The organism is Actinomadura rubrisoli (assembly GCF_004349215.1).
GTDB lineage: Bacteria > Actinomycetota > Actinomycetes > Streptosporangiales > Streptosporangiaceae > Spirillospora > Spirillospora rubrisoli.
The window spans coordinates 1-26049 of sequence record NZ_SMKU01000001.1 but is presented as its reverse complement, the minus strand read 5'-3'; the positions used below and the strand labels follow the sequence as shown (position 1 = coordinate 26049).

The window sequence follows — 26049 nt, the reverse complement described above, 5'->3', positions numbered from 1 at the left end:
TCGCCTGTCCCGCCAAGGAGTTGACCGTGATAACGCCGGCTCGCGAGCACGTCCAGCCACGTGCCACCGTCTCTCGGCGGCCGGCGGTGTTCCTCGACCGCGACGGGACCCTCACCGAACCGCGACACTACCCGTCCCGCCCCGAGGACCTGGTACTCCAGGCGGGCATCGGGCCACCGCTGCGCGCCCTCCAGCACGCCGGTTTCGCCCTGGTCGTGGTCACCAACCAGAGCGGACTGGCCCGCGGCCTGTTCGACGAGGCCGCCATCGCACCGATGCACCAGCGGCTTCAGGAACTCCTGGCGTCCCACCAGGTCAAACTGGACGGGATCTACCTGTGCCCGCATCATCCCGGCGGTACCGTCCCGCGGTTCTCCATCGCCTGTACGTGTCGCAAGCCCGCCCCGGGAATGCTCCACCAGGCCGCCGGCGACCTCGACCGCGACCTGTCCCTCTCGTGGATGGTCGGTGACTCCGCCTGCGACATCGACGCCGGCCACCGCGCCGGAACCCGCACCGCCCTCGTCGGCCCCCAGCCCCTGGCCGGCACCGCACCGACCCTGTACCGGACCACGACCGCCCAGGCACTCACCGCCATAGCGGACTCCGAGATCCCCCGGCACGAGCAGCGCCTCACCTCACCTCGTCCGACCCGGCCCGGCCCGGCCTTCAAGATCACCCCATGAACTTCCCATGGCGAGGAGGTGGCTGACCACACGCCGCAAGCGGGTTCCGGCACGGCCCGCCGCGCTACGGCCACATCGCCGTGATCGACCCCGGCGTGCCGACGACGCCCAGCCGGTTAGGCGCCCCGGCCAGCGCCTGGCGCTGCCTTCCGACCCGCGCCGCCAGGTCACGGTGGGGGAGGGTCTCCGGCTGCGCTGCCTTTAGCTTGGCCAACCGACCGTCTTAGGGCGTGTCCGGTAGGTCTTGGATGAGGTCGCGGAGCCAGATCTTGATGAAGGCGACGCCGATGGCGCCGTCACAGACGAAGGTCCTCCTGTCGTAGCGGGTTGCGACCGCCTGCCGCGCCACGGCGCTTACGCCATCTCTGCTGGTCGCTCTTCTGCGGGACGACCGCCTTGATGCCCCGGCGGCGGAGTTGGGCGCGGATGGCACGGCTGGAGCAGGCATTGTCGGTCGGCACACGGCCGGGCCGGACACGATCGCGGCCGACGCCGCAGCGTTTGATGCAGACCTGGCCGAGCACTCTCAGCGACATCGTGCCGCCGAATCGCCGTCCCGGTGAGGTCAGCGGACGATCGGCCGGCAGCGCCGGTCGGCGGCCAGGTGGATCTAGGAGGTGAGCCCACCGTGGGACCGGCCCAGTGCCTCCCGGCCGTCGGATTCGTCCCTCCTCAGGTCCCCGTTACGCGCTCTCGGGGGCAGAAGTGGAAGCGGGCTGATGGTGACTTCGTCTGGGCAGCCGTGTTCGGGAGCTTCATCGAACTGGTGTGACGCTAGGTTTTCCAGCGACGATCTCCGCAGTGGCGCAGAGACTCGCCGTTGGGTCCGAGCCCTGCCTGGGGCGGCAAGTCCATGGTCCAGATGGCCAAGAACCTGAGGATCAGCCGGTCTTGCCTGCAGAACTGGGTGAAGTAGGCCGACAACGCCAGCGGCGAGAAAGACGGCGGTGGTCGGCGACCGCGGACGCCGGGCGGCCCGTCGATACCGTCCGCGCTCGGCGTACGGCTGCCGATCTGGGTCATCGACCACTGAAGACCAGGCCAGGGCATCGCGCGGTGGCGCCCGCGTGCGCGTCAGGACCGTCGACGGAGCGGCTGGTCTGCCACGCCTCGGCCCTGACCCGCCCGGCCGGGCGGCGGACCGGTGGCGCCGGTCATCGAGATCACCGCCAGATCCGACCTGATGGTGATCATCGTCGAGGCGTACGAGCCGACACCGCGCGAGCTGGAGATCACTCGGCACGTCGCCCTCGGCTGTCACCGGGCGAGTTCGCGGCACGGCTGTTCATCCCGCCGCACATCGTCCGCGACCCTCTGAACGGTCTTCGAGCCAGGGTGTCGAACCGGGGGGAACTGGTCGCGCGTCCGTACGCCGGGCACTTACCAGCCTCGGGCGCGGCCCGGAGCACGGTAGGTGGTTTCGAGCCCCGCGAGGTCAGGGGAGGCGGCCCTGGTCGAGATATCTCCGCAGGGCCGGCTTGGCCTTGTGCTTGGCACGCAGTTGGGCCATGTGCCGGACGAACTCCTCGGTCTCCCCGGCCTGCTCGGCCAGCAGCTGGGCTTCGGCGAGGTAGTTTGCGGCCCGTGAGTAGCGGGTTTTCCCCTTACTCGCGATCTCCTGGTCCGCGTGGTCCAGCAGGACGGGAATGGCGTCGGCGGGGTGGGTCACTCCGCGCGCCCTGGCCGCCTTGAGGAGAAGGCCGGCGTCGTGGACGGACACTTCCTGGGCCGCTCGCCAGGCCCCTTCGACGTCGCCCTCCCAGAGCAGGATCTCGACCAGGACCCGGTGGCCGTAGTCCGCGCCGGACTGGGCGAGTGATTCGCGCAGGAGGGTCAGTGCCCGCTCACGCCAGCGGGGCCAATGGTCACCGGCGGCGTTGGCGAGCGCCTGGTACTTCCGCAATGTGGGGCTGTCGATGAAGACTGGCCACAGCAGTTCGACGGCTCCCCGGCGGTCGCCCGTCCGCACCAGGCATTCGGCGCCCAGCTCGCGCAGGCCGACATCACCATCGTGCTGTGCCAGGCCGCGCCTGACCCACTCCACGGCGTCGTGGTCCCTGTCCTCCGACACCAGCGCCCCCGCGATCCGCAGGATGTCCTTGTTCGACGGCGTGCTCTCTGTCAGGACGGTGATCAACGCGTCCGCGCCGCCCTCGACCTCGGCGAGCCGCTCTCGCAACCGCGCGATCGTCGCCGGGTCGCCGGGCTCATCCGGCTTTTCTGTTTCGTCTGTGTCGTCCGGCGGCTCGTCCGCGTCGCCGGAGTTCAGTGCGCGCCAGGCGTCACCGACACGTTCCCGGTAGCGGGCCATCCCCGTTTCGCCGAGAGCCTCGGCGTAGTCCGGCAGCGCGTCGAGGAACACCTCGCCGGTCGCCGGCGCCTGGTCGACGAGGCGGTCGGCGAGCGCCACGGGGTCGGGATGGCCGTCCGTGCAAGCTTTCAGGTGGAGTCGCTGGACGGACAGGAACAGGGAGCGCACCAGGAAATCGTTGTCGTCCAAGTGGGGAGTGATCAGGTCGATGGCGTGCTCGGTCAACTCCACGGCGGTCGGCGCGAAACCGGCGACGGTCAGTTCGTCCACCTCCGCGAGGATCTCGCGAAGGTCGCCGGAACTCTCCCCGTCGAGATCGGCGCACGTGGCCTCGATCGTCCTGGAGAGGCGGCGCCGCAGCGGCCCCACGTCCAGGACGGTCGTCACGTCGGTCCCGGCCGCCGCCTCCAACCTGGCCCGCAGCAGCGGAACGGTCCCGGCCGCGCGCATCAACTCCTCGACCAGCCACGCCGCGTCCCGCGTCGCAAGAAACGCGCGCAGCCGCTCGTCGGCGACCTCCGGCGGCTCCGGAACCGGCAGCGGCAACGGGCCTGCCTCCGCCATCCAGGCGAGGGTGGCCGCGACACAGTGCTTGCAGAAAATGCCTGCGGCTCCCTGCGGGCACGGGCACTCACCGGCGATTCGGGGGTGCCGGAGTTCGAGTCGGACGTGATAGGGCCGCGAGCCGTCCACGGTCGCGGTCGCAGAAGTCGTGGTGACCCGCAGGTTCTCGACCCGTCCTTGTCCGAGATAGACCCGTCCGCGGTTGAAGGCCGATGAGCCCGCCTGCCCCTGAAGGGATTCCTCGGTCACCTTCTGTCGACCCATGACGCCATGGTGCCGCGATCGACTCGGGTACGGGAAGCTAACCAAAAATTTCGTGAACTCTCGCGAACCGCACCGCGGCGGGGCTTTCGGAAACTGGACGGAAAAGTGCGGGCGAGGTTGCCGATTCGTAAGCGGCGCCGTTCGCCGCCATGGGGGGACGGTGGGCTGGCGCGTCATCGATGTCTCAGTGCTTCGGGGCCGGCGTCACTGCGCTCCGCTCAGCGCGCCGCCGGGCGGGGTCAAGGCGTTCTCCCTCGACCCACCCGGCGGTGCGGTGCCCTCGGGGCGATAACGCCGTGTCGGCGTACAGATCGAGAATGTCGTCCTCATTCAGCTCGGCATCGGCCCGACCTGGAGACACTGATGCTCACCGATCCACCCAACGCCCTTTCCCCCGAAGTGCCGACCAAGCTGCGTCAAGCCATGATCAGCCGCTACATGGGCGACATCGGGGGAGTGGTCCAGTGGCGATGCCTGCCTAGCGGCAAGATCCATTCCCGCAGGGTACATTTCCCCGCCGCGCGGTTGCCGGGCAAGACCGGTGTTCAGGTCCACGACAGTGACGAAGCCTGGTTGTCCATGATGCCCATGGTCTCGCGGGCATCCTGGTATTCGGTAAAAGCACCTCCGAAAAGCTTCTCTTCCCAATGTCTGGGCCGGCAGCCGCTGTAGCCGTGGAACGAGGAGATCCGGTTGTCCCATCCCGCCGGGAGCGCGGACAGGTTATCGTCGATATCAAGGTTGGAGGCCGTGCACACCTTGTCGTGGGTGAAGACGATGGACGGGCCGCTGTACTGGGTGCCGTCATACTCGATCGAGGTCACCAGGGCGCTCGCGGTGCCGGACCGCTGGGCCAGGCCGTTGACGCGAGCGTTGAAAGCCCGGCTGCGAACCGCGGTGGCCGGGTCGTCGGGGGCATCGGCAATATGCCCGGCGGAGGCGACCGCGATCGCCTCCTGGAAGCTGGCGTGACAGGTCATGCTCCGGTGCCCGGTCAGGTCGATGACGCAGTGCCGCCCGATGTTCGGCGCGGTGGTTGCCGAGGTCGGGGCGGCGGCGGTTAAGGACAAGGTGGAGGCGGCGGCGACGCTGCCCAGGACGACCGGGATACCACGGTTCACAATGATCACTCCTGCCATTCCTGCGACCATCTGAGGTCATGCTCGGTGTGAGGGCGGGGATAGTGGACCGGAAGGTAAGGAATTCCTCCCATCGCCCTGAGGTGACTTGTGCCCGGCGCCGCAGTCTCACTCATCTCAAGAACGCGGTCCCTGCCCGCCGAGTGAGGTTTCTGTGGCCGGGCCGCACCCTTCCGGACGAGGACACGACCTGGTCGACCGGGTCAGCGTCCGAGGCACTTCTTCCATTCGAAGTGGTAGATGCTCCTCACGCCGCCGTCCGCGGAGTCGAAGGCCATGAAGCTGGTCTCTTCGGGCTTGGAGTTGCCCTTGTCGACGCCCAGTTCGGTGTTGATGTTGAAGTTGCGGGTCTCACCGCAGGGCTTCCAGATCAGTTCGGTGACCGGGGTGCTGTCTGTGAACTGCCAGTTGTCGGAGAACTTGCCGCGGATGGTGTGGCTGAGGGGCGGCGACTGCACCATGCCCTGGTGGTAGTAGGTCGCGCGTTCCAGCCCGGAGGCGCCGTCGGCCAGGTGCGCATAGCCGCGGTAGTCGGCACTGGCGATGGCGTAGGTGAATCCCTGCGGGACGTAAACGCCGAGGCTGATCTGGCAGTTCTTGCGGGAGTCGGTGGGGTTGGACTCTCCGCCTGCCTGAGCCACGTAGTTGCTGTAGGTGACGGTGAATGCGGTGTTGTCGCGGGCCGTGGACACCGCGGCGGTTCCGGCGGGGCAGCCGGAGCCATTCACCGTGAGGACCCGAATGGTGATCGATCCGGCGGGCGGTGGGTCCGAGGGCGTTGCCGCCGACGCCGCGGGGATCGTACCCGCGGACAGCGCCAGAGCGGACAGACAGGCTGCCGCAGCAGTCACTCTCTTGCGCATGGCTTCTTCTCCTCAGTGGGGGTACTTGGATTACGGGCAGCGCTTCCAGGCGAAGTGGTAGGTCGTCTTGATGGTGCTGTCGGCGGAGTCCACGGCGATGAAGCTGACCTTCGCAGGGTCAGAGGTTCCAAGGTCCACACGCACTTCGGTGTTGATGTTGAGGCTCCGCTCCTCGTCGCACGGCTTGTAAACGAGCTGGGACACATCCGGCTTGTCGGTGGTCTTCCAGCTCATTTTGTAGGGGCCGGACAGGGAATGCGAGTACTGCCTGGGGCGTGGATCGCCATGGAAGTAGTAGCTGGCGAGCTGGGTGGCGTTCGCGCCCTTCTGCAAGCCGGCGTAGCCGCGGTAGTCCGTTGACGAGATGGCGTAGGTGAAGCCCGGCGGAACGTGCACGATCATGTTGATCTGACAGTTCTTACGGGCGTCGGTGGGTGCGGATGCGCCGCCCGCCTGGGCCAGGTATTTGCTGTAGGTGACGGTGAACGCGTCGTGGCCGGCCGACAGGGCGATCGCGACGGTTTCGGGCGGGCATCCGGAGCCGTTGACGGTAGCGATGCTGATGGTGACTCCGTTGGGGCCGTGTGCGAGAAATTCCTCGGACGCGGCGGTGGCGGGGGCGACGGACGCCGCGGTCATGGTGAGAGCGGCGGCAGCGGCGGCGGTGGAAATGAAGATACCCTTACGCATGCGATTCCTCTACGCTGAAGAGTGGGCGTGGCTATTTCTTCGGTGGCCAAAGAGGCGGGGCATCGGATATCCGGATTGAGCGGGCACTGCAATAGAGGTGGATCCAGGATCTAAACGGAGAGTAACTTTCGTGTCAAGTGCTGTCAATCGCAGGTTTTCAACCAATTTCAGAATGCGTTCTATTGGCAAGCAAGAGCGTTTTGCTATCTTGATCATCGACTATGGAGCGTCAATATTCCAGAAAAGGATCGTTCCAGCAAGCGTTCCGACATTATGCAGGGCGGTGAGCAGTCGGAACGTAAGCATTGAGCCGTTTCCATCCTGGGTGGTCTGGTCACGAGTTGGATGCGGTCTGCCGGTTGTGATCACCAAAGAGTGAAGCTCCTGGTAGATGCGGAGTCGACCAAGACTTGCCCGCACCACCAGGAGCTTCAGTGTTGTTCTACCGCGCTGCGCTGGATCTGTCGCCCGCGTCCCGCAGACTCGTGGCCGGACTCGTCCGGGAACACCGCCGCCGGATCGGCTCTCGATGGCGGGCGCTGCCGCCTGAACGCCAGGCCCTACTGGCCCTGGTGCATCTGCGGCGCAACGAGACCTTCCCCGCCCCGGCCGCCGCGTTCGGCGTCGGATTGGCCACCGCCCACCGCTACGTCACCGAGGTCGTCGAGTTGCTCGCCGCTCTGGCGCCCGACCTGCGCCAAGCAATGCGAATCGCGGCCCGCAAGGCTCATGTGACCCTGGACGGCACACCGGTGCCGATCGATCGGCTCTCAGGCACCGATGACCGGCTGTTCTTCTCCGGCAAGCACCGGCGGCACGGTGTGAACATCCAGTTCCTCACCGACCCGCACGGCCGCCTGATCCGGGCATCGGCGGCGCTGCCCGGCTCGACCCATGACCTGACCGCCGCTCGCGTCCACGGCATCGTCGATGCCCTCGCCCGGTGGGCGATCGCCTGCTACGCCGACAAGGGGATACATCGGCGCTGACGGCGCAATCGGCACCCCCTACCGCCGCCACAAGGGCGGCAAGCCCGGCAAACGCAAGAAACTGTTCAACCGCCACCACACCAAAATCCGGGCGCTCGGAGAGCAGGGCGCCGCCACCCTCAAAGGATGGCACATTCTCCGCAAGGCACGCCGCTCACCGGCTCGGCTGACAGCCACCGTCCAGGCGATCCTCACCCTGCACCATCACCCCAACTGAGGATGGAAACGACTCACGGTCTTCCACTCGGATCACGGGGCGTCGAGAACTCCATGATCTTTGCGGTGCGGGCCAACCGGAATCTACCCTACGGGGTCGGGACGGTGCTGCGGGTGATCGGCGACCTGCGTCCATGCGGTCTACGTGCGGTGTCATGGGCCGGTGGTGCCTGGCGTTTTCACGTCCGCCCTGGGGCACGTCATCCGCCCGCGGCGTCCTCGGCTTCCCAGCGCAGCAGGTCGCCCGGCTGGCACTTGAGCACCTCGCAGAGCGCGGCGAGGGTGGTGAAGCGCACGGCCTTGGCGCGGCCGTTCTTGAGTACCGCCAGGTTGGCGGGCGTGATCCCTACGCGGTCCGCGAGCTCGCCTACGGACATCTTCCGTTTGGCCAGCATCACGTCGATGTCGACGGCGATCGGCATCAGATCACCTCGTCCAGCTCGGCCTGCATCTGCGCCGCTTCGACGTCGCGCGCGACGGCCTGGGCGAGCAGCATCCGCAGCACGAGCACCAGGAGCGCGCCCCCCAGGATGGCCACGCCAACCCCGCCCATGATGACGGTGACGCCCGGGTCGTCCCGCTGGCCCGGCGCATTGAGGACCGTGACCGCGAACCACGTGAGGGCAGCCGCCACTATCGCGCCGATGATGACGTCCACGTACCGGAAGGCGGCGTGGGAGAACACGGTTCCGCGTCGCACCATCGTCACCAGCCGCCAAATGCAGACCAGGGTGACCTGGACCGCCCCGATGCCCAGGATCGTGATCACGCGCAGCGGGGTCAGCGGGAGCGACCCGTCCTCCGGGTCGTTCCCGCTGACCAACGTCCACACCATCAATGCCTGTACGAACACGGTGCCGGTGAGTACCACCGTGAGCACGGCGCGCAGCGCGCGCACTGCCAGCTTTCCCATGGCCCACCCTTCCATCGAATTACGATGGTAATCTATCGAACTTCGATAGATGAACGCAAGGGTCGGGTCGGAGGGTGGGCAGCGGTTTCGCATCGTGGCGGGGACGACACCACCTCCCATGGCGGTTGCGCGAACCGTCTTGATCTTGTCGAAGTCGGCCTCGTTTGACACAGATCGGACGCCACCCGACTACGCCGAAGCCCTGGCCGCCATGCCGTTTCCGATCGTGGATGACTACGCGATGTCCGACACGGGGTTGAGCAGGCATAGCACTCTTCGAAGGTCGCAAAGGCTTAGAGGCGTCCCCGTGCATCCGGGACCTGGGGCCGGCCGAGCCGCCGCGAGGCGAGCGGACCCCGGGTCCCGGGTGCTTGGCTATGCCGCCAAGACCTCGCGACCTTCGGTTAGGGCGGGTGACTGGTCTCCCCGGTTGAGCAGGTCGTTCGCGATCCCCATGAAGGACTTTCCAACCCCGGCGATCGAGTCTTCGCCGACCCCCGACGATCACTGCTGAAGTTCGATCTCGGTAGGGCCATAGGCCCGCAGGCGCCTGGCGGTCATCGCAGACGTACCCGCCCTGCTCGACCTTGCGGGCTGCGTTCCCATCGACGGTGATCTTCAGGCGGCCGTGCTCGACCTAGAGCTTGTCGTGCTGGACGCTATGCGCAACTTTGAAGATCTTGCCTCCGGTTCCGCAGACCGGGCACTGCACGGCATCTTCGTTGATGCGCACCATGGGCAGTTGAGGTGCACCAGTGTCGAACTCGGCTACGTAGGCGCTGATGATCTCCTCGACCAGGACGGCGTCGGGCTCGTAGTAGCCGCCGATCAACAGGCCGGCGAGCGCCTCGGCGTCGTCGCCGACCTGTCCACCGAGCAGCAAGTCGATCAGGGCGGCGATGATGGCGTGGCTCTCCCGCACAATGGGCCCGTCCTCTTTCCACGCGGCGAACGGGGCGGTGCGCTGTTCCCAGGCTGCCGCGGCGTGGCTGGCGATGCGCGCGTATGCGTGGTCGCGGTCGGCGGGCGGGATCTCCGCTAGATGAAACAGCGATCGCTGGGGGATGATCGCGGCGTTCTCGTTCAACGGATGTCCTTTCGACACGGGCCGGCCGTGCCCTCCCTCGGCGGGAGAAGGGAGGGCACAGCGACCGATGGCGGTCAGAAGGGCAGTTCGGTGTCGATCACGGCTCGCGCCCGTTCTCGCGTACAGAGTCATGGGAGCCTGCGTCGCATGAGCGGGGACGGTGGGCTGGCGCGTCGTCGACGTCTCCGTGCTTCAGGGGCGGCGTCACTGCGCTCCGCTCAGCGCGCCGCCGGGCGGGGTCAAGACGTTCTCCCTTGACCCCACCCGGCGGTGCGGTGCCCTATGGCGGTGACGCCGACACTGGAGCCCAGGCTGTTGGGGCCGGCGGTGGCCTTAGAGTTCATAATAGAATGAGCATGTAGCGCGACGTGTGGTGATGTCGGGTGTGGTGTGAGGGCATGCGTGCAGGCGAGCAGCCCCCGTGGATTGTGGCCGACAGCTTGTGGGAGCGGGTCGAGCCGCTGCTGCCGAAGGTCGAGCGGCGCAAGCGTCACACCGGACGCAAGCGGCTGGATGATCGGAAGGTGCTGTGCGGGATCTTGTTCGTGCTGCATACGGGGATCCGGTGGGAGTTCCTGCCCCAAGAGCTGGGGTTCGGGTCGGGGATGACGTGCTGGCGGCGTCTGGCCGAGTGGCACGAGGCCGGGGTCTGGACGCGGCTGCACCGGCTCCTGCTGGAAGAACTTCACACCGCCGGCCAGCTCGATTGGTCCAAGGCGGTGATCGACAGCTCGCACGTCCGAGCGATGAAGGGCGGCCCAGAACAGGGCCGAGCCCGGTCGATCGAGGACGGACCGGCTCGAAACATCACGTCCTCACCGACGGCCACGGCACCCCGCTCGCCCTCATCTTGACCGGCGGCAACCGTAACGATGTCACCCGGCTGCTGCCGCTGCTCGACAAAGTGCCGCCGATCCGCGGCCGCGTCGGCAGACCCCGCCGACCGAGTGCCTATTCGCCGACCGCGGCTACGACCACGACAAGTACCGGCGGCTGGTCTGAAAAGAAGGGCATCAAACCCCGCATCGCCCGCCGTGGCGTCGCCCACGGGTCCGGACTGGGCGTCCACCGCTACGTCGTCGAGCGGACGATCGGCCTGCTCCACTGGTTCCAGCGCCTGCGCATCCGCTGGGAGATCCGAGACGACATCCACGAAGCCCTCATGGCCCTCGCCGCCGCCATCATCTGCTGGCGAAGACTCGTCCGCTGATTCTGTTAGCAGCTCTTAGACGTCATCTCATTTGGAATGACGGCGCGATCGTCGACCGGCTTACCTTCAACGTCACTGCCCGCGTCATACCCTCGGGTGTCCCGGCCGATGGTGTCGGTGGCCTTCACACTCTGGAGGTCGATGATCCCCGCCGATGGGTCGGTGTCCCGCCCTTCGGCCTGGCGGACCTGGGCGCGCAGCGCGTCCTGCAGCCGCAGCGTGACCCGCTGCTCCTCCCAACTTCTCCGATCAGCTGATCCGGGATCATGGTCCTCGTGGATTGTCGCGGGTCAACGCGGCGGGGCTGAGGAGGCGGCGACCGGACTGGAGGGCCCCTCAGAATGTGACCAAGTTTCGGATTAGAGGGCGTCTGGAAAGGGTCAGGACCGTGGCGGGGCATGCTGGTGGTTGCCGCGCCGTGAGCGCGCAGCGCGGTGATGGTCGAGCGTCGCCCTTACCCGACCGATCTATCCGATGCCGAGTGGGAACTGATCGCCGGGCTTGTCCCGGCGCCCCAGCCGGGTGGTCGGCCGGCGGTGCACTTGCGACGGGAGATCATCAACGTGCTGGCGTATTGGCTGCGGGCGGGATGCGCGTGGCGGCTGCTGCCACACGACCTGCCGCCCTGGCAGACCATCTACCACTACTGGCGGGTCTGGCGGGTCTGGCGGATCGAGGGCCGGTGGGAGCAGATGCCGGCTTACCTGCGCGAGCGCGATCGGCTCGGCGCGGCCCGCGACCCGATGCCCAGCGCGGGCGTGATCGATCCGCAGAGCGTCCGGACCACCGACCGGGGCGGGCTGCACGGCTACGACGGGGTCAAGAAGGCGCCCGGGATCAAACGGTATTTGCTGGTGGACGCCTGCGGCGACGTGCTGCTGGCGTGCGTGAGCCCGGCCAGTGTCGGCGACCGGGACGGAGCTGTGGTGCTTTTGTGGCGAGCGTGCGAACCGTTCGCGCGGTTGCGGCACGTGTGGGCCGACCAGGGCTAACCGCGGCCAGGACTTCACCGACTGGGCCCGCGACGTCCTGCAGGTCACCGTGCAGATCGTCCGCCCGCCGCGACGGCGGATTCCGAAGCACCTGGCGCAAGGTGGGCAGCTCGCCACCGGTGGTACCGCGATTCGCCTGGTCACCCGCCGCTGGGTGGTGGAGCGGACCTTCGCCTGGATGGGCAAGTATCGGCGCCTGTCCAAGGACCACGAGTACCTCGCCGTCGCTTCGGAGAACGTCATCTACCCGGCGGCGAACATGATCTTGCTCCACCGCCTCACCGGTCGGCCACCCTGACCCTTTTCAGACGCCCTCTGGCACGCTTTCGTTCACTTGGCGACAAGTAGGCGATCCACACCCAATCATTTTCGACCTTTCGCTACAATCCTTCCACTGCCTCCTTTAACGTGCGTGTGCCCACTCAATCGGGACGTACGTGAAGAGGAGACTGTATGAAGGTACCGGCGATGTTGCTGATGTTGCCGGTCGCGGCATCGATACTGACCAACGCCGGCTGTTCCTCGAAGTCGCCGTCGCGTGACAAGAAGACACCGCCGCTGGCTGCGTCCTCGGGCAACGGTCGGCCCGCTCACTATTACGATCCGCCACGCCGGTTCTCGGCCAAGGGAGTACAGGTAGGCACCGGTCCGGTAGCAGTCGTCAAAGATACCGCCTATTCCTACGCCGAAACCGAGGAAGGCAGTGCGCTGGTGGCGACCGACCTCGCGACCGGGGCGCGTCGCTGGTCGGTCGGACTGCCCGGCGCCACCAACCTCACCAGCGGGCCGATGACCGAAGAGGATCCTCCGGCTCCGGCCGCGGTGACCGACCGGCAAGGCCAAGTCTTGATCATCGCCGCCTATGACACCGTCACCGAGGGCACCGGCACACAGCAGGACACGGAACAGACCCAGGTCTTCGCGGTCGACCCTGCCGGCCGAACCCGCTGGCACCGGGCGGGCCCCGCGCCCTCTTCCGCGCTCCCACCGAAGATTGTGGGAGCGGGCCGCGACGGCAGTGGCGTAAGCGTGATCGTGAACGTGGGATACACCGTGGCCGTGGACGCTCAATCGGGGACGGTGCTGTGGAAGCAGGACGAGGTCGTTCCACGCGGAGTCGATGGCGACAAGGTCGTGGGCTTCCGGTCTGGAGACGACCAGTGGGCATCGAACCTGGTCGCGTTGCGCAGCCGCGACGGGACGTCCCTCTGGTCAGGTCCGGAGATTCGCACGGCCCTTGCCGGTCAGATCCCGGAGCTGGTCATGGCGGGATCCGGCCGGGTGGTGGTGCACACCTCGAAAGACGACCGGGACGCGCTGTTCGACACCGCCGACGGGAAGAAGGTCGCCACGCTGACCCCGCTCGGCCGACTCGGCAGCAAGAATTTCGTGTGCAAGTTCGATCAACGAGACACCATCGTGTGCACCGAGCCCGCCGGGATCAGCGGAGACGCTCCCGAGCAAACGCTGGCGTTCGATGCCCGCTCCGGCCGCCGTCTGTGGTCGCTTCCCGATAAGGCCGCCGGCCGCATGGCTTTCGATGTGACCTGCGCGTTCCACGGCGCTGTCTACGGTCACGCTGAGAACGGCGATGTAGTGGTTGACGCACGTAGCGGCGCCGACGTTGTGACCGGTGACGCGGCGCTCGCCGTGACCGACGCCGTGCCCGGTTATGGCCTGGTCACCTCGGAAGGCACCCAGGCGCACCCAGCCACCGGGTAAGGCTCCACGATCGCCCCGGACGAGTCCGCGAATGGCAACGGCCCAGTGGTGGGCGCCTGGGAAGGCGCCCACCACTAATTGGAAGTTTTGTCCTGCCTCTGTGACACCAGAGATACAGGACGAAACTCCCATTCAGGTGGTGGTGAGCAGGCGGGCCATGACGTAGACCGGGGGAGGCGGCGAGGTTGCGGCGTTTGTTGATGTAGCCCTGGGTGGTGCGTGGGTCGGCATGGCCGAGCAGCTGCTGGATCTCCTGGACGGTCGCGCCCTCCTCGTCCAGCAGGGTGGCAACGATGTGCCGCAGGAGGTGCGGATGCATCGCCTCCAGCACCTCCTGCGGAAGCTCGGCCTCGGCGGCGAGGCGGCGCAGCAGGCTTCGGATGTACTTGCGGTCCAAGGGCTGCGGGACGCCGTCACTCTTGGCGCCGGAAGTGCGCAGCAGTGGCCCGTCGGTGCGACCGTCCAGGTAGGCGTCGATCAGATGTCCGGTCTCCGGCGTGACCGGCACGGTCGCGGCCCGACAGTTCCGACACCCGCATGCCGGTTTCGAGTAGCAGCCGCACCACGATCGCCGAGCGCAGGCCGTCAGCGTCGGCCGCGGCTTGGAGGTCGATCGCCTGTTGGCGGTTGAGGGCGATGCTGCTGGGTTCGTCGGGTTGGGGTGGTCGGCGGACGTGTGCGGCGGGGTTGCGGGGGGACGGCGTCCTCGGCGGTCCAGTAGCCGTAGAAGGAGGAGATGACGGCGATGCGGTGGCGTCTGGTGTGTGCGCCGAGGGGTGGGTCGTGGTCATCGAGTTCGGTGCGGTAGGCGTCGACGTCGCCGCGGCGAGCGTCGGTGATGTCGATGCCGTGTCGCGGCACCAGGCGAACCAACGGCCGATGTCGCGGCGGTAGGCGTCGCGGGTGTTGGGGCTGGCGTAGGCGCGCAGCCAGATCTGCACGGCGGTTTCGGGCCCGCCGAGCCCGGCCAGGGAATGTCAATCCCCTCGAAGCGTGGAGACGGTGTTATGCCACTTCGGCCCTGAGCTGGGTCGTTGATGTTCTCCGTGCTTCTGCTATCTGACGTTCGAACGTGATCGGGGCGAGCCCGTCGTTGGCGGGGTGGCGCTGTCCCCTTCACCGACCCCAACAAGAGCTCACCTCATGGCAAGGACTATGTAGTCCGCCTAGCCACAGCAGCCGCATGAGCTGCTGCGACACGTTCACGATTACCCCCGTGAATCTACCTACCTTCCGAAAGAGGAAATCCATGCAGCGAATTCGTCCCACCTTGGTACGTACGCTGGTAACCGCTGCCGCGGTCACCACATTCGCCGGAGGCCTGATGGCCGCTCCAGCATCCGCCGAGACCGCAGCCCAGGCCACGGTCCTGCACGGCCAGACATCCCCGAGCAGTCTCAGGTCGTCCCCGCCAGGACGCTGCAACGGCTGGGAAGACGGCGCCCGCAAGTCCTACAAAGGGCACTGGTGGGAGTGCAGGCTTGTGCCCGCCGTCGGAGAAATGTGGTGGATAGCGCTGCTTTAACGCGCCCCAGCAGCACCTAGACCCACCAGCAGGTTCGATGGACCGCCCCCTGCCAAGGGTGCGGTCCATCGTCCTGGACAGGCGTTGAGCGTTCTCCCCGCGTTCGCCAACACCGAAGACCCACGCCGACCGCATGCGAAGTAGAGTGCAGGCGACGCAACCGCGACTTCAAAAGGGCAGAAATGGAGAACAGCGACCCGGGGCCGATACACACACCCCGCTACCTCCGGACCATCACTGCTGCCGATGACCTGGCCAGGCGGATGGGGCATCCGCACGCTGGCGCCGAGCATCTCTTCTTGGCTCTACTGCGCGATAAGAATGCGATACCTACCCAAATACTCTCGACAAAGATCGATCTCGATGACCTCGACGCCGAAATCGTCGCGCTGATGACCTCCGCAGGGTATCTACGCTCGTCGAGTGACGACGAGACCGATCCCTGAGGCGGCCCGCTTTACCTGAACATGAACCCTCGTCCAGGTCGCCGTTCTCGCCGAGCGCTTCGGCTTCGCCGTCGGCGGTGTCAGCAGGGCGTGATCGGCGACCTAGACGACCTCCTGGCCTTGGGCAGGTCCCCGGCCGCGCCGATACCGCCTCCGCCACCAGACCAGCAACGGCCAGGGATATGCCTCCAGAGAAGGTGATCACCGGGAGTCTCCGTGCGTTGCTGATCGCTGAGCGGGCGAACGTCCTGACCGGCCGCGAGGACGAACTAGGGATGATCCTGCTGGACTACTACACCGGTTTGCACTGGGCGGAGCTGATCGAACTGGAGGTCAAGTACGCACGGCCCGGCGTTATACGTGTCGAATGGCAGCTCTGGGAGGACGATGAGGGGGTATTCCACCAAATCCTGCCCAAAGACGACTCCTACCGTAACGTGGACCTGCCTGCTTGGCTGTCCAAGCTGGTGTCCGACCACATTGCTCAGAAGGCGCCCAAGCCCTGCCCGTGCCATGGCAGACGCTACGTGTCTAAGCGCCATTCCATAGGTTCTGTTCGTAACCTGGCGTGAGGTCGCGGGGGCGCAGGGTGTTGACAGGGGCCTCGCCGGAGGTTGGATCGAGGTTGTCTACACCCTCCAACCACCCGGCGAGGTCGTGGTCAGTATGCGCCCGCCCACCGTGTTCGCCAACGCCCCCGGACGCCGGCCGAGGAACTGCGGGAGCTGCTGCGGGGACGATGGCGCCCGGCGCTGCGGGCGGTGATGGTGCTGCCGTCGCTGCACGGCTTGAGCGCCGCGGAGATCGCGGTGCTGCTGGAGTGCCATCCGGTCACGGTGCGGCGCTGGATCGACCGGTACAACACCGAAGGACCGGCGGGGCTGATCGACCGGCCCCGGCCGGGGCGGCCGCGGCTGGGCGGGCGCCGGCTGACCAGGCGGATCGCCGCGCTCCTGGCCCGTCCGGGGCCCTGGACGGTGCCGCGGCTGTGGCGGTACCTGGGCCGCCCCAAGCTCAGCCGCCGCACCCTGTACCGGCGGGTCCGCCAGGTCGCGGTGTGGCGGCGCCCCAAGCTGATCGCCCGCGGCGACCCCGACCACGACCACGTGGTCGCCGCGATCGTGGCCCGGCTGATCGAGCTGCCGCGCCGTTCGGTGGTGTGGGTCGAGGACGAGACGCACCTGCACCTGCTGCCGCACGTGCGGGCATCCTGGACACCACGCACCGTCCGTCCGCTGATTCCCACCCCGGGCACCAACCGGCAGGTCACCGTGCTGGGCGCCATGGAGGTCACCACCGGCCCATGCCTCTACCGGCTCGGGCGCCGCTGCGCGGCCGACTTCATCGCACTGCTGACCATGCTGGAGCAGGCGTTCCCCCGCGCCCCGGCAATCGTGGTGATCTGCGACGACGACAGCATCCACCACGCCAAAGCCGTCACCGCCCACCTGCGCGAACATCCCCGAATCGAAATCTTGTACGGAGCGCGCCACAGCCCACACGACAACCCAGCCGAACGGATCTGGGCGGCGCTGAAGAACCACATCGCCAACACCGCCGTCAGCTGACCCGGCCGCCTGAAACAGATCCACGCCTTCTTCCGCACCCACACCCCCGACCAGATGCTGACCGCCGCCGCGCCCTGGACCAGCCCCTGGCTCCCACCCGGTTACGAACACAACTTCTGGAATGCCGCTTAGCGGCCGACAGACAGCGCCGCAGCGGGGCGCTGTGAAGTTTGGTGGATGTGGCCAGGCGTGCGAAGAAGGTCAGTCCTGCGACGGTCTTCAACGTCCTCAACCACCCCCATCGTGTGGCGGAGGACACACGGGAGCGGGTGCAGGCGGCGATCGCCGCACTGGGGTTCACGCCCTCGACAACGACACCGGCCGCCGCTCCCGGCGCACCGGACTGGCGTCGTTCGGGGTTTGCGACATGGGTTTTCGCCCCGGCGGTGTCGGGCTGGTATCCGCAGAAGAAGCCACAGCCTGGGCGTCCGGTGCGAGGACGAAGCTCCCAGGGTCGGGCGGAGGCGTGCTGGGTGCCGCTCGCCGAGGGGTTGACCCCCACGGTCTGCACCACTCGCATCGGACCATGCTGGAACGGGACGGGATCCCGCCGGTTCTGATCGACGAGCGGATGGGACACGAGGACGGTTCGGTGCAGCGCCGCTACACCCATGTCATCGCGAAGATGCGGGAGCACGAGCTGACCGGGCAGTGGGAGCAGTCCCTGGCCGCTCGGCTCGCCATGGCCCCCGGCTCGCCGGTGGCTGCTCTGGACGAGCTGCTGCGAGCTCGTTCCCTGGCGAAGGAAATGGGACGACCTCAAGGTCGTCCCATAGAATTCCCACAGGAGGCCGTTGCAGTCCTCCGGGCCAGGCCCTGAAAGCGGTCCTGGCCTGTGTCGGGACGGCGGGATTTGAACCCACGACCCCTTGACCCCCAGGACGGCGGGGGAGAGCTTTGTGCAGCTCAGAGTCATATTCGAACGTGTGTTCGTCGTGTGTGTCTCAGAGGCTCGTGCAGTGCGATGCATAGCGTGTGGTCCCCATCTGGTCCCCAGGAGTGGGGTTGCGTTGACGCTTAAGCGTCAACTTGTAGGAGTCCGCGCAAGGCGCGAACCGGTAGCCGACAATGGCGTGACTAGTATCAATTATCCCAGCTTCTTTGCAGTATTGTTACATATTCATTGAATTGCACAACATCGCGAAGAATATCCCTAATAGTTGAGACGTCCCATGCCAATCGCTTGAGATTGTTTGACGTTGTCTCAGCTATATCATCTAGCGCGCTTATATCAATAATGTCCAGGAGGTGGAGTTCGTTTTCGTCAAATTGACCATGCTGCTTGAGTTTGGCAATACTCTTGTCGATATTACTTTGAAGAGAGGGTTCTATCCAGGCGCCTTTTATTTCAACTATGCGTGCATATACTTCCTGTTTGAAGTAGGACCATTGTTGTTCAATCTCATAGAGTCCTTCGGTTGCAGTACCGCCAGGAATAATGCATAGCTGATGCCAATTTGTGACTATGTTGCTGAGCTCTTGATGGATCCGACTCGCTTCTTCTTGGTCGTGACGGTCTTTCGCAATTTCGCGAATCTCTGAACTCATCGCGGCAAGATTTTCCGAGACATTCTCTACTTCTTCGATGCCGCTCGGCATAAGTTCAATTGAGTTTTGCACAATCTCTTGGGCAACTTGATGCGCCAGGCGCTTAGCTGAATGCATTTCGAGCAACTCGGTTTGACGTGCGGTCAAACCTTGAAGAAAAATAAGAGCCAGCGGTATTCCAAATGCTGCTCCAGTCATGGAGGAAATTAGGTTAGTTGAAAAAGACTTCCCTTCCCAAAATCCTGTATTGTCGCCCCATAAACCCAAAAACACGAGGATTGCACCGATTATCCATAACGTGACCCATGTAACTTTCATTAAGGAATCTAGGTTCGACCAGAAACTCTTTAGTCGTTTCATCGTTTGAACTTTCTTTTAAATTAATTCGATCCCTGCCGTTCTGAGTCCTCGTTAGCTTACCGGCTATTGTCGCGGATCACACAGTATTCGGCCCAGCATCGTGGTCGGTGAGCTGGACGGTTCCGGACTTGTGTGGGGCGGGGCCTCGTAGCCGGGACCGGCGAACGGGCTGGCGCTGCCGCCTGCCCGCATTGGCCCGTCGTGAGGCCCCGCGCGGGGTCCCCGCGCAAGTCGGGAACCGGCCAGCAGCACGGGCGCGGCCAGCTCGGCCCCGTGACTGGTCTTCGTCTTCGTGCGGCCCCGTGACTTCTGCTGGTCTTCGCGCCTGCCGACCGGTGTCAGCCTGGTCCCGTAGCCGGCGCCCAAGCAGAGGCGAAGGGCCAGGCGCCGAGTCGGCGGAGCGTGCGGCCCGGTACTCGGGCCGCCTTGAAGCCTCGTGAGGAAGGTCCGCACAGGTTCGACGGAGCGGGCTTCATGAGTGGGCGACAACCTTGACCACAACAGGGCACGTCCAAGGCCGGACGTTGCCGGTCATCGATGCTTAACCAGGTCAGGGCTGATGCGGGTACCTAGCGGCCCGTACTCTGACCACCTCTGACCGCACCTCGCGGGAGTGCTCCGCTCCCACTCACGCTCCCAGCGTTCGAAGCTTCCAGAAGCGCACCAGCTGACGAACCTCGAAGCGGCACTACTTGCGACGGCCGAGGCCGCGGAGCCCACCGGAAACCGGAGTGATGCTCTGGCTGGGCTGGTTGGGGGGCGGCGGGTCGTTGCGGTGCTGGCGGTGGTGTTCGGCGCGCTGTCGGACGCGCTCTTTGGCGCCCTCGTGAGCGCCTAGGACAAACGCGGCCAACCCAGGGATGCTCGTGCCGCTGGTGGAGCGGGCTGCACGGTGGATCCGTTGCCGTGTTGCCCCCGCGGTGGGGGGTCTGCGGGCCTGTTCACTACGAAGGCCGTTCCCATCGGGACGAGGGGATCGGCCCATGTAGGTCGGGGTCGTACTCTTCGCCGTCTTCGGGGATCCGGTAGCCGTCCGGCCGGTATCGGGGTGGTGGGGGTGGTGCGTCGGCGAGGCCCGTCCCGTGGCAGTCGGCGCATTCGACGCTCAGCCAGTGGTTTCCCCGGGTGAGGACGATGTCGCCCCGGCCCTTGCACTCGGAGCAGGTCGGCCCCTCCCACGGGTCGGCGCTCATTTCGTCCCCCTCCCGTTGCAGTCCCGGCATTTGATCCACTGCTTCGGCTTGGCCTTGCCTGGCTGGCCGTTGCCGAACTCCCACCAGCCGCCCTGCCCGTTACAGGTCCCGCATTGCGCAGGCTTGTCCCTTCCCACGGTAAGCCTCCGGAGGTTGCTCTCCCAAGCGAACTCCTATGGCGCAGTGTTGGGAAGCCTCTGTGGCCGTGGCGGCGGCGCACCTGCGGCTAGCGAGCTGGCGTGTGTCAGCCGGGCCTCGCTGCCGTGCCAGGAACACGTGCCGCGGCCGGTCGCCAGGAGGCACCAAGGTCAAGTGTGTGTCACTCTGTGGAGTCGTAGCCAAGCAAACGGCGGAGAGTTGAGGCATCCTTCTGTAGTTCTTCTTCTGGGATAAGAGGTTCTGAGCCATCCTGTGGAAGCAGAGGAAAAGGGCGCCCAGGTGCAGGATCCTGCGGATAGCGGGGGATAAGGTGAGTGTGGAGATGTGGGAGACTGTTCCCTAGTGTCTCATAGTTCATCTTAAGGGGACGGTAGTGCCTAATCAGGGCCCGAGCGGCTATCAGTACATCCTCCCAATACGCCGAAGCCTCATCGTGTGATAGTTCCGTGGGCTCATTCACGTGCCGACCGCGCCAGATAACCAGCGTATATCCGCGCTGAATATTCGCGCGCTGTAGTACGGCATCGGTAAGCTTGGTAGCTCGTATTCTGATGCCATATTTGTCACTCTCCGGCCGAGTCGAATCGCACATCTCGCAGCCGATTCCTCGGGTCAGTTGTTGCCAATCTTCAGGCCATTGGTGGCTCATGACTTTATGCCCTCTTCATTCCACTCGTATGCGAACTCGTGCTGATCGCCCGCATAGAGGTCACACGCCGCCTGCAGGGTCCGCTCTTGTTGGTCGTAATCAACATCCCACATCTCGACGATAGGAATTCCTGAGTCTAGGCGAAGTAGTTGCGCTTCTCCACAGCGTCGAGATTCTGCACGAGGGATCTTTTGCGGGTGCGCACCGTCTTAACCGTGAGCCACCCATCGGCGATGGCACATCAAGGCCCCTGCCGCTCCTTGTAGCGGCGTGGCCTTTTGTGTTACGGCAGAACACCGAATCGTTCCGCTAGATCGCGTAGTTCTGGGCGAGGGCGCGAGCCAGAAAGCTGGATGAGATCGCGTGCCACGTCTCGGGCGACTCTGTGCATTCTAGTTTGTTCCGGCGTGAGATTTTCAGCCTTTTCCAGGGCGCGCAATGCCTCACCAATCTGCCTCCGCATTGAATGGGCATACGCTATGTCGATCGCGAACCTGGCTTGTCGCTCTGCGGACAGATTCGAGGGGTCGACCTCGTGGGACAGTTCTAGGGCGTGACCAGCGTCGCCTAGTTCAGCGGCAATCGATACCGCGTGAATCGCGACGTTGGTAGGCCCGAACTCGGTACCGAAGTCGTTGCGGTCCTCCCCGATTCGCTGAGCGGTACGCCTCGCCGTTTCGAGGTGTTCATATGCCTGAGTACGCTCATTGTCCCTGGCGAGAGCCACGGCCAATACAAGGTGAAATGCACCGTACAGAGACAATGCCTCAACCTCGGGCTCACCGTCGATACGCCGGGAGAGAGCTTGGGCCGTGTCGGCGGCAACTTTTTGAGCTTGTGAGGTCTGGCGAAGGCTCAAGAAGACATGAGCCATGCGAAAGAGACTCGCAGCTGTTTCGAGGGGCCAATCAAGCATCTCAGCTAGGTAAGCCGCCCGGTCTGCCGCAATCCACGCCGCATCATTCTCAGACAACTTGGCCATCATCGCGGCAGCGGCCTGGTAGGTGTCTGCAAGGAGTTCTCGTGACTTGCGGCGTAGATCTTCACTACCCGCAAGCCGCACGGCGAGTTCAAGATCTGTGATCAGCTCAGCCAAGGTTGGGGCCAGTTCGGTGTATCGACTGCCATGCACCATCTCCCAGACGCCGCCATGGCGCTCACTCAGATCTTGAACGTCTTGCTCGGAGTATTGGTGATTGTCATGGCCGAGTACGGCGAAGATGGCCGGATGTCCAGTGAGGGCAAGGCGGAGATCTTCAAACCCCTCGGGGCGTTCATCGATCGCTGGCGTTTCCACATCGGTCCCGCCTCGCAACTCCGCCACCGAGACGCTCAATGCATCGGCGACCGTTTGCAGGACGGACAGCCGGTCTATGGATCTGACCCCTCGTTCGACTTGCGAGACCCAGCTTTCGGATCGCCCGATCAGGCCAGCGAACTCGACTTGAGACAGTCCCAGCCGCTTCCGGTGATGCGCGACCTGCTTGCCGACCTCTTGTGTCTCAGTCATCCGACGATCCGTCGTCCAGGATCGGGGTCTTGCCGTCGACGTAGTCAAGGAAGTCGACTTCCACAGTGTTGATCAGGCGCTTCCTTGCTGCGAGGAACTGGCGCACGTGCTCGTACCGCTCGTGAGCGTCGAACGCCGCGCGATCTCGGTAGAGCTCGTAGAAGATCCGCTGGTCTGACGCGCCCTGAACGCGGTGGCACGAGTAGAGGAGGGTTCCAGGCTCCTCTGTCCGGATATGCGCGACCGTCTGAGCCGTGAGCCGGTCGAACTCCTCCGCCATGTCCGGGTGAAGCGTGAAGCGGACGACCAGCGCGAAGCCTGAGCCTGCGTCTGTCATGGGACTGCTCCTGACCTGCCGAGTTGCGGTACCCGTTCAGCGTATGCGTGATCGCACTGAAGGTACTAGGTCGCCTCACCCACATTTTTCTTGCGGGTTTCCCTTGACTTGTATCGACACTCGCACTGAAGATGTGGGTACTCGCACTACCAGTACGGGTACGGACCGCCACAGGCTGGTCCGGACAACTTCACATGGCGTTGTGGCCGAGCGCGGAACCAGTAGGTGTCCGGGTCGATTCAGTCCCCGGATCGCGTCGGTTGTGGCAGCGCCCCGCAGACGGCCGTGTGCTGTCTGTCCGTCATGGATGGCCGCCTGGTTGTGCCGGGTGTGCCCGTGGCGGGCGGAGAACGCAAGTCCTGTCTGTTCCCCTTGGAGACGTGCATGACCTCGAACAACGGCCGCCGCACTCTGCTGGCCAGCCGGATTCCTCTAGACCAGATCTCGATGTCGACGGGCCGGAGCCCCCGGCTGGTGTGCGGGGACTGCGGCACCTGGCAGGTGTGGAAGCGCGGGCAGGTCAAGGCCCATCCGCTTCGGCCGGATGAGTCCGAGTCGCCCAAGTGCCCCGGTTCTCACCAGAGAGTGTTCGCCGACCTCACGCCCGAGGATCTGCAAGAACTGCGCGCCGGTGCGGCTGCTCATGCCCGTGCGATCGCTCGCGTCCCGCGCGATGAGTATCAGCAGGCCCCACCGATAGCACCGGCGGTCCATCAGATCGCCGCGCGGCGATGTCAGCCGCGACCCCAGATGACCGCCGCCTGCTGAGGCAGCGGCCCCCTTCCTGGCGCCCCGCCCACGACTTCGCGGCCGGGGCGCTGCTTTGTCCCTGTCCGCGTGTGATCGTCCCCGCCGAGCGAGCGGGGAGGACGGAGATTGCCCATGATGTTTCGCTTCGATGACGCCGACGACCGCGAGCGCGCGTCGGACGGTGTGAGCCGGTACGGGGTGTACCTGCGCCGGTATCCCAAGCTGTTCGCCGACTGGGAAGACAACCAGGTGACCGGGGATCCGGCGCTGTTCGCCCGGTCGGCGTGGCAGGTGGCCACGTCGCCGACGATGGCGCCGCCGTACCTGGACTGGACGGCCGAGCGGGTGCGGTCGGTGGACTTCACCTTCAGCGAGCGTGACGGTTCGCTGATCGCGCATGTGCAGGTGGCGGTGCCGCGGCCGGCCGCGCTCGCCGGTGTGCAGGGGTTCGCCGACTGGGCGCGTGACGCCAGCTGGCAGGACGTCCGCGGCTACCACCTCCCCGAGGACGCCGCGGTGATGCGGCAGCCCGCGATGCTGTCCAGCACGCTGCTGCTGTTCCACCTGCCCGCCACCGATCTGTACCTCCCGCAGGACGCGCCCGATCAGGTGAGCGTGCGGGATGCCAAGTGCGCGGTGAAGCGGCTGATCAGGGTGCTGGACGAGCGGCTGGCGCCGGTACTGGCCGCGCTGGACAAGACGCCGATCGGTGGCGGGTAGTGAGCGGCCCGCGGTTGCGGCTGGTGAAGGTGCGTCTGTTGGGCGGTGCCGACGACGTGGCCGCGCTGGCCGGCCTGCTGACCGAGATGTCCGGCTCCGGTTGCGCGGTCGGGGAGGTCTCGGCCCCGTACTCGAACCGGCGTGGTAGCGGTGTCCGACGCTATCTCGACGTCGTGCTGACCGGCCCGCCTCCTGGTCAGGGCTCTGAGCTGCCTCCGATCCGGGACGGCGACGTCGGTAAGGCGTGACGCCCCACCCCTACCACCTGCCCTGTCGTCTGTTGCGCCCCGGCCTGGACCAGGTCAGGGCGCTGTCTGTCGTGTCCCCCCGAAGGAAAGGAACCTCTCTCATGGTGATCGTTGCCGATCGTGATCGGACGCGGGCCGGTTACATAGCCGGTCTGCGGCTGCTGGCCGACCTGCTGGAGGACCAACCCGATATCCCGTACTACGAGTTTGGGCGGATGAGCTTCGCCCTGGGTGGTACCGAGGCCGAGGCCGCCGAGACGATCGAGCAGGCTGTGGCCGCGCTGACCGCCGCGGGGATCGAGTTCGACCGCGGCGAGACCGATCATGCCCAGTCGGTGGAGTTCGTCGTCGCCGGGGTGGAGTACGGGTTTTCGCGGGTGCGTGATGCGGCGTGGGCCGCTCATCAGGCCCGGCAGTCCTACCAGGAGAACGTCCAGGTCGCGGTGGCGTGCTGAGCGCGCGGCGCGCTCTGACGTGCGCGGCTTGTGAGTACCTGCCCGCCCCCGATGCCCGGGACGCCGACGCCGGCAAGCAGTGACGTCCCGGGCCCCTCCTATCAGGAAGGAAGGCCCCAACGATGGCCGACAACCCCACCCAGGGCAAGTCCTCGACCTGGCCGAACGGTGAGCCCAAGAGCGTCCGGGACGCCTACGACGCCAAGGGCGACAAGACCGGCAACAACAACTAGCCCACCCCGGAGCGGCCCCGACCGCCCGGCACGCACACGCGTCAGGCCCGCCCCGCCGCCCCGGCGGGCGGGCCTGACGGCGTTGCGAGACCCGTCCCGAAAGGACCCCTTCGCCCATGAACGGCATGCCTGCCCGACTACCCACCAACCTTGCTGACCGCGCGTCCGTCGCACGGCCCGAGCCGGTGGCCGGGTTTTACGTCTCGGTGCGCACCAGTGCCCGGATGGCCGAATCGGCGCTGGTGCTGGGCCCGTTCCCGGACCGCGACACCGCCCACGACCATGTCCCGCTGGTGCGCGCGTTCGTGGCCGCCCGGCACCGGGGTGGGGAGTGGTGGCGCTTCTCGGTCGCCCGCGAGACCGCTGGGCCGGGCAAGCCGCTACCGGCGGGGACCTTGAATGCCCTGATTCCTGCGGCCGGTGACGGGCTGGCCGCCTGACCGGAGCTGAGCTGACCCCGAGTCCGGGCGGCCCCGCCCCGCTGCGACAGATGTTCGCGCCGGTGGCAGGGCCGTCTCACCCGGTGCCAGACGCCCCGGACCCCTCGTCATCCGATCCCCCCGCGAGAGGGGAGAAGGGAGCGCCGCGCCGCGTTCGCGATCGAGACGAAGTCGTCGCCGACCTTGTAGATGACCACGCCGCGGACCTTGACCGGGATGCCCTGCTGGGTGACGCAGCTGACCTGCAGGTTCGCGGCGCGGC

General features: G+C 66.0%; 28 protein-coding genes and 3 pseudogenes. 18 read left to right on the top strand and 13 right to left on the bottom strand.

What is annotated here, in order from left to right; all coding sequences use genetic code 11:
- The first annotated feature begins 26 nt into the window (after positions 1 to 26).
- Both E1298_RS00135 and E1298_RS47575 read left to right on the top strand, forming a co-directional pair.
- Entirely contained in the window at positions 27 to 686 is a 660-nt protein-coding gene (locus tag E1298_RS00135; protein ID WP_207944363.1) for a D-glycero-alpha-D-manno-heptose-1,7-bisphosphate 7-phosphatase, read from the top strand.
- Positions 687 to 1830: 1144 nt separating this feature from the next.
- Positions 1831 to 2004 carry a hypothetical protein gene (locus tag E1298_RS47575; RefSeq protein ID WP_165975205.1) on the top strand — a complete coding sequence of 58 codons (174 nt, stop codon included), beginning with the start codon at positions 1831 to 1833 and terminating at the stop codon, positions 2002 to 2004.
- Positions 2005 to 2121: 117 nt separating this feature from the next.
- Here the strand turns inward: E1298_RS47575 and E1298_RS00130 are convergent, their stop codons facing one another.
- The 4 genes from E1298_RS00130 to E1298_RS00115 form a co-directional block, all read right to left on the bottom strand.
- Positions 2122 to 3825 (bottom strand): SWIM zinc finger family protein, encoded by a 1704-nt coding sequence (locus E1298_RS00130; RefSeq protein ID WP_131888632.1) that lies wholly within the window; start codon positions 3823 to 3825, stop codon positions 2122 to 2124.
- A 545-nt stretch (positions 3826 to 4370) separates the two neighbouring features.
- The gene (locus E1298_RS00125) at positions 4371 to 4964 is read right to left on the bottom strand and encodes a hypothetical protein (protein WP_131888631.1); all 594 of its coding nucleotides are present in this window, start codon (positions 4962 to 4964) and stop codon (positions 4371 to 4373) included.
- 203 nt (positions 4965 to 5167) lie between these two features.
- Positions 5168 to 5827, bottom strand: coding sequence for a DUF4360 domain-containing protein (locus E1298_RS00120; protein ID WP_131888630.1), 660 nt, complete (start codon positions 5825 to 5827; stop codon positions 5168 to 5170).
- Between the two features lie 30 nt (positions 5828 to 5857).
- Positions 5858 to 6517: a DUF4360 domain-containing protein gene (locus tag E1298_RS00115; RefSeq protein ID WP_131888629.1), complete on the bottom strand. Its 660-nt coding sequence runs from the start codon at positions 6515 to 6517 to the stop codon at positions 5858 to 5860.
- 434 nt (positions 6518 to 6951) lie between these two features.
- Between E1298_RS00115 and E1298_RS00110 the strand changes: the two are divergent.
- Positions 6952 to 7723: pseudogene (locus E1298_RS00110) on the top strand (transposase family protein).
- 199 nt (positions 7724 to 7922) lie between these two features.
- Here E1298_RS00110 and E1298_RS00105 read toward each other — a convergent pair.
- The 3 genes from E1298_RS00105 to E1298_RS00095 form a co-directional block, all read right to left on the bottom strand.
- On the bottom strand, positions 7923 to 8144 hold the full coding sequence (locus E1298_RS00105) for a helix-turn-helix domain-containing protein (RefSeq protein WP_093903458.1): 222 nt from the start codon (positions 8142 to 8144) through the stop codon (positions 7923 to 7925).
- Positions 8144 to 8635, bottom strand: a complete 492-nt coding sequence (locus E1298_RS00100) for a DUF2975 domain-containing protein (RefSeq protein ID WP_131888628.1) — start codon at positions 8633 to 8635, stop codon at positions 8144 to 8146. The genes E1298_RS00105 and E1298_RS00100 overlap by 1 nt, the downstream gene beginning before the upstream one ends.
- A gap of 637 nt (positions 8636 to 9272) precedes the next feature.
- On the bottom strand, positions 9273 to 9722 hold the full coding sequence (locus tag E1298_RS00095; RefSeq protein WP_131888627.1) for a hypothetical protein: 450 nt from the start codon (positions 9720 to 9722) through the stop codon (positions 9273 to 9275).
- A 398-nt stretch (positions 9723 to 10120) separates the two neighbouring features.
- On the opposite strand from E1298_RS00095, the pseudogene E1298_RS51650 reads away from it, so the two are divergent.
- From E1298_RS51650 to E1298_RS00080, 5 genes and pseudogenes are all read left to right on the top strand, one after another.
- Positions 10121 to 10327: pseudogene (locus E1298_RS51650) on the top strand (transposase); the annotation flags it as partial.
- Positions 10252 to 10932, top strand: a complete 681-nt coding sequence (locus E1298_RS00090; RefSeq protein WP_424923042.1) for a transposase — start codon at positions 10252 to 10254, stop codon at positions 10930 to 10932. The pseudogene E1298_RS51650 and the gene E1298_RS00090, both read left to right, overlap by 76 nt.
- 437 nt (positions 10933 to 11369) lie before the next feature.
- On the top strand, positions 11370 to 11924 hold the full coding sequence (locus E1298_RS00085; protein WP_243725326.1) for an IS5 family transposase: 555 nt from the start codon (positions 11370 to 11372) through the stop codon (positions 11922 to 11924).
- 49 nt (positions 11925 to 11973) lie between these two features.
- Positions 11974 to 12222, top strand: a complete 249-nt coding sequence (locus E1298_RS51645; RefSeq protein WP_243725323.1) for a transposase — start codon at positions 11974 to 11976, stop codon at positions 12220 to 12222.
- A 155-nt stretch (positions 12223 to 12377) separates the two neighbouring features.
- On the top strand, positions 12378 to 13646 hold the full coding sequence (locus E1298_RS00080; protein WP_131888626.1) for an outer membrane protein assembly factor BamB family protein: 1269 nt from the start codon (positions 12378 to 12380) through the stop codon (positions 13644 to 13646).
- On the opposite strand, the gene E1298_RS00075 is transcribed toward E1298_RS00080, so the two are convergent.
- Positions 13606 to 14154, bottom strand: coding sequence for a tyrosine-type recombinase/integrase (locus E1298_RS00075; RefSeq protein ID WP_165975204.1), 549 nt, complete (start codon positions 14152 to 14154; stop codon positions 13606 to 13608). The two genes, E1298_RS00080 and E1298_RS00075, sit on opposite strands and share 41 nt — an antisense overlap.
- 1199 nt (positions 14155 to 15353) lie before the next feature.
- Here E1298_RS00075 and E1298_RS00070 point away from each other — a divergent pair.
- The 5 genes and pseudogenes from E1298_RS00070 to E1298_RS49210 all read left to right on the top strand — a co-directional run bounded on the left by E1298_RS00070 (position 15354) and on the right by E1298_RS49210 (position 18005).
- Positions 15354 to 15617 (top strand): Clp protease N-terminal domain-containing protein, encoded by a 264-nt coding sequence (locus E1298_RS00070; RefSeq protein ID WP_131888624.1) that lies wholly within the window; start codon positions 15354 to 15356, stop codon positions 15615 to 15617.
- Positions 15618 to 15838: 221 nt separating this feature from the next.
- On the top strand, positions 15839 to 16189 hold the full coding sequence (locus E1298_RS00065) for a hypothetical protein (protein ID WP_131888623.1): 351 nt from the start codon (positions 15839 to 15841) through the stop codon (positions 16187 to 16189).
- A 94-nt stretch (positions 16190 to 16283) separates the two neighbouring features.
- Positions 16284 to 17317 (top strand): annotated as a pseudogene (locus E1298_RS00060) (IS630 family transposase).
- A 41-nt stretch (positions 17318 to 17358) separates the two neighbouring features.
- Entirely contained in the window at positions 17359 to 17745 is a 387-nt protein-coding gene (locus E1298_RS49215) for a LacI family DNA-binding transcriptional regulator (protein WP_341770582.1), read from the top strand.
- A complete protein-coding gene (locus tag E1298_RS49210) occupies positions 17712 to 18005 on the top strand; it encodes a hypothetical protein (protein ID WP_207944359.1) in 294 nt (97 codons plus the stop codon). The genes E1298_RS49215 and E1298_RS49210 overlap by 34 nt, the downstream gene beginning before the upstream one ends.
- 263 nt (positions 18006 to 18268) lie before the next feature.
- Here the strand turns inward: E1298_RS49210 and E1298_RS00050 are convergent, their stop codons facing one another.
- The 5 genes from E1298_RS00050 to E1298_RS00030 all read right to left on the bottom strand — a co-directional run bounded on the left by E1298_RS00050 (position 18269) and on the right by E1298_RS00030 (position 22941).
- Positions 18269 to 19093 (bottom strand): hypothetical protein, encoded by an 825-nt coding sequence (locus tag E1298_RS00050; RefSeq protein ID WP_131888621.1) that lies wholly within the window; start codon positions 19091 to 19093, stop codon positions 18269 to 18271.
- A gap of 944 nt (positions 19094 to 20037) precedes the next feature.
- Positions 20038 to 20286, bottom strand: coding sequence for a hypothetical protein (locus E1298_RS00045; RefSeq protein WP_131888620.1), 249 nt, complete (start codon positions 20284 to 20286; stop codon positions 20038 to 20040).
- 319 nt (positions 20287 to 20605) lie between these two features.
- Positions 20606 to 21037, bottom strand: coding sequence for an HIT family protein (locus E1298_RS51640; RefSeq protein ID WP_424923047.1), 432 nt, complete (start codon positions 21035 to 21037; stop codon positions 20606 to 20608).
- 340 nt (positions 21038 to 21377) lie between these two features.
- Positions 21378 to 22604: a helix-turn-helix domain-containing protein gene (locus tag E1298_RS00035; protein ID WP_131888618.1), complete on the bottom strand. Its 1227-nt coding sequence runs from the start codon at positions 22602 to 22604 to the stop codon at positions 21378 to 21380.
- The gene (locus E1298_RS00030; RefSeq protein ID WP_131888617.1) at positions 22597 to 22941 is read right to left on the bottom strand and encodes a putative quinol monooxygenase; all 345 of its coding nucleotides are present in this window, start codon (positions 22939 to 22941) and stop codon (positions 22597 to 22599) included. The genes E1298_RS00035 and E1298_RS00030 overlap by 8 nt, the downstream gene beginning before the upstream one ends.
- Positions 22942 to 23325: 384 nt before the next feature.
- On the opposite strand from E1298_RS00030, the gene E1298_RS00025 reads away from it, so the two are divergent.
- From E1298_RS00025 to E1298_RS00005, 5 genes are all read left to right on the top strand, one after another.
- Entirely contained in the window at positions 23326 to 23709 is a 384-nt protein-coding gene (locus E1298_RS00025; protein ID WP_131888616.1) for a hypothetical protein, read from the top strand.
- Positions 23710 to 23823: 114 nt separating this feature from the next.
- Positions 23824 to 24411, top strand: coding sequence for a hypothetical protein (locus E1298_RS00020; protein ID WP_131888615.1), 588 nt, complete (start codon positions 23824 to 23826; stop codon positions 24409 to 24411).
- Between the two features lie 38 nt (positions 24412 to 24449).
- Complete coding sequence (locus E1298_RS00015; RefSeq protein WP_131888614.1) at positions 24450 to 24659, top strand: hypothetical protein; 210 nt, start codon at positions 24450 to 24452, stop codon at positions 24657 to 24659.
- A gap of 101 nt (positions 24660 to 24760) precedes the next feature.
- Positions 24761 to 25114: a hypothetical protein gene (locus E1298_RS00010; RefSeq protein WP_131888613.1), complete on the top strand. Its 354-nt coding sequence runs from the start codon at positions 24761 to 24763 to the stop codon at positions 25112 to 25114.
- A 349-nt stretch (positions 25115 to 25463) separates the two neighbouring features.
- Positions 25464 to 25787, top strand: a complete 324-nt coding sequence (locus tag E1298_RS00005; protein ID WP_131888612.1) for a hypothetical protein — start codon at positions 25464 to 25466, stop codon at positions 25785 to 25787.
- Positions 25788 to 26049 lie beyond the last annotated feature (262 nt).

What these genes read in the sequence shown, in the direction of transcription:
- E1298_RS00130 (WP_131888632.1), bottom strand. Translation starts at nt 3,825, where the DNA reads ATGGGTCGACAGAAGGTGACCGAGGAATCCCTTCAGGGGCAGGCGGGC.
- E1298_RS00125 (WP_131888631.1), bottom strand. Translation starts at nt 4,964, where the DNA reads ATGGCAGGAGTGATCATTGTGAACCGTGGTATCCCGGTCGTCCTGGGC.
- E1298_RS00120 (WP_131888630.1), bottom strand. Translation starts at nt 5,827, where the DNA reads ATGCGCAAGAGAGTGACTGCTGCGGCAGCCTGTCTGTCCGCTCTGGCG.
- E1298_RS00115 (WP_131888629.1), bottom strand. Translation starts at nt 6,517, where the DNA reads ATGCGTAAGGGTATCTTCATTTCCACCGCCGCCGCTGCCGCCGCTCTC.
- E1298_RS00105 (WP_093903458.1), bottom strand. Translation starts at nt 8,144, where the DNA reads ATGCCGATCGCCGTCGACATCGACGTGATGCTGGCCAAACGGAAGATG.
- E1298_RS00100 (WP_131888628.1), bottom strand. Translation starts at nt 8,635, where the DNA reads ATGGGAAAGCTGGCAGTGCGCGCGCTGCGCGCCGTGCTCACGGTGGTA.
- E1298_RS00085 (WP_243725326.1), top strand. Translation starts at nt 11,370, where the DNA reads ATGGTCGAGCGTCGCCCTTACCCGACCGATCTATCCGATGCCGAGTGG.
- E1298_RS00080 (WP_131888626.1), top strand. Translation starts at nt 12,378, where the DNA reads ATGAAGGTACCGGCGATGTTGCTGATGTTGCCGGTCGCGGCATCGATA.
- E1298_RS00070 (WP_131888624.1), top strand. Translation starts at nt 15,354, where the DNA reads ATGGAGAACAGCGACCCGGGGCCGATACACACACCCCGCTACCTCCGG.
- E1298_RS49210 (WP_207944359.1), top strand. Translation starts at nt 17,712, where the DNA reads ATGCTGGAACGGGACGGGATCCCGCCGGTTCTGATCGACGAGCGGATG.
- E1298_RS00050 (WP_131888621.1), bottom strand. Translation starts at nt 19,093, where the DNA reads ATGAAACGACTAAAGAGTTTCTGGTCGAACCTAGATTCCTTAATGAAA.
- E1298_RS00045 (WP_131888620.1), bottom strand. Translation starts at nt 20,286, where the DNA reads ATGAGCGCCGACCCGTGGGAGGGGCCGACCTGCTCCGAGTGCAAGGGC.
- E1298_RS51640 (WP_424923047.1), bottom strand. Translation starts at nt 21,037, where the DNA reads ATGTGCGATTCGACTCGGCCGGAGAGTGACAAATATGGCATCAGAATA.
- E1298_RS00035 (WP_131888618.1), bottom strand. Translation starts at nt 22,604, where the DNA reads ATGACTGAGACACAAGAGGTCGGCAAGCAGGTCGCGCATCACCGGAAG.
- E1298_RS00030 (WP_131888617.1), bottom strand. Translation starts at nt 22,941, where the DNA reads ATGACAGACGCAGGCTCAGGCTTCGCGCTGGTCGTCCGCTTCACGCTT.
- E1298_RS00025 (WP_131888616.1), top strand. Translation starts at nt 23,326, where the DNA reads ATGACCTCGAACAACGGCCGCCGCACTCTGCTGGCCAGCCGGATTCCT.
- E1298_RS00020 (WP_131888615.1), top strand. Translation starts at nt 23,824, where the DNA reads ATGATGTTTCGCTTCGATGACGCCGACGACCGCGAGCGCGCGTCGGAC.
- E1298_RS00010 (WP_131888613.1), top strand. Translation starts at nt 24,761, where the DNA reads ATGGTGATCGTTGCCGATCGTGATCGGACGCGGGCCGGTTACATAGCC.
- E1298_RS00005 (WP_131888612.1), top strand. Translation starts at nt 25,464, where the DNA reads ATGAACGGCATGCCTGCCCGACTACCCACCAACCTTGCTGACCGCGCG.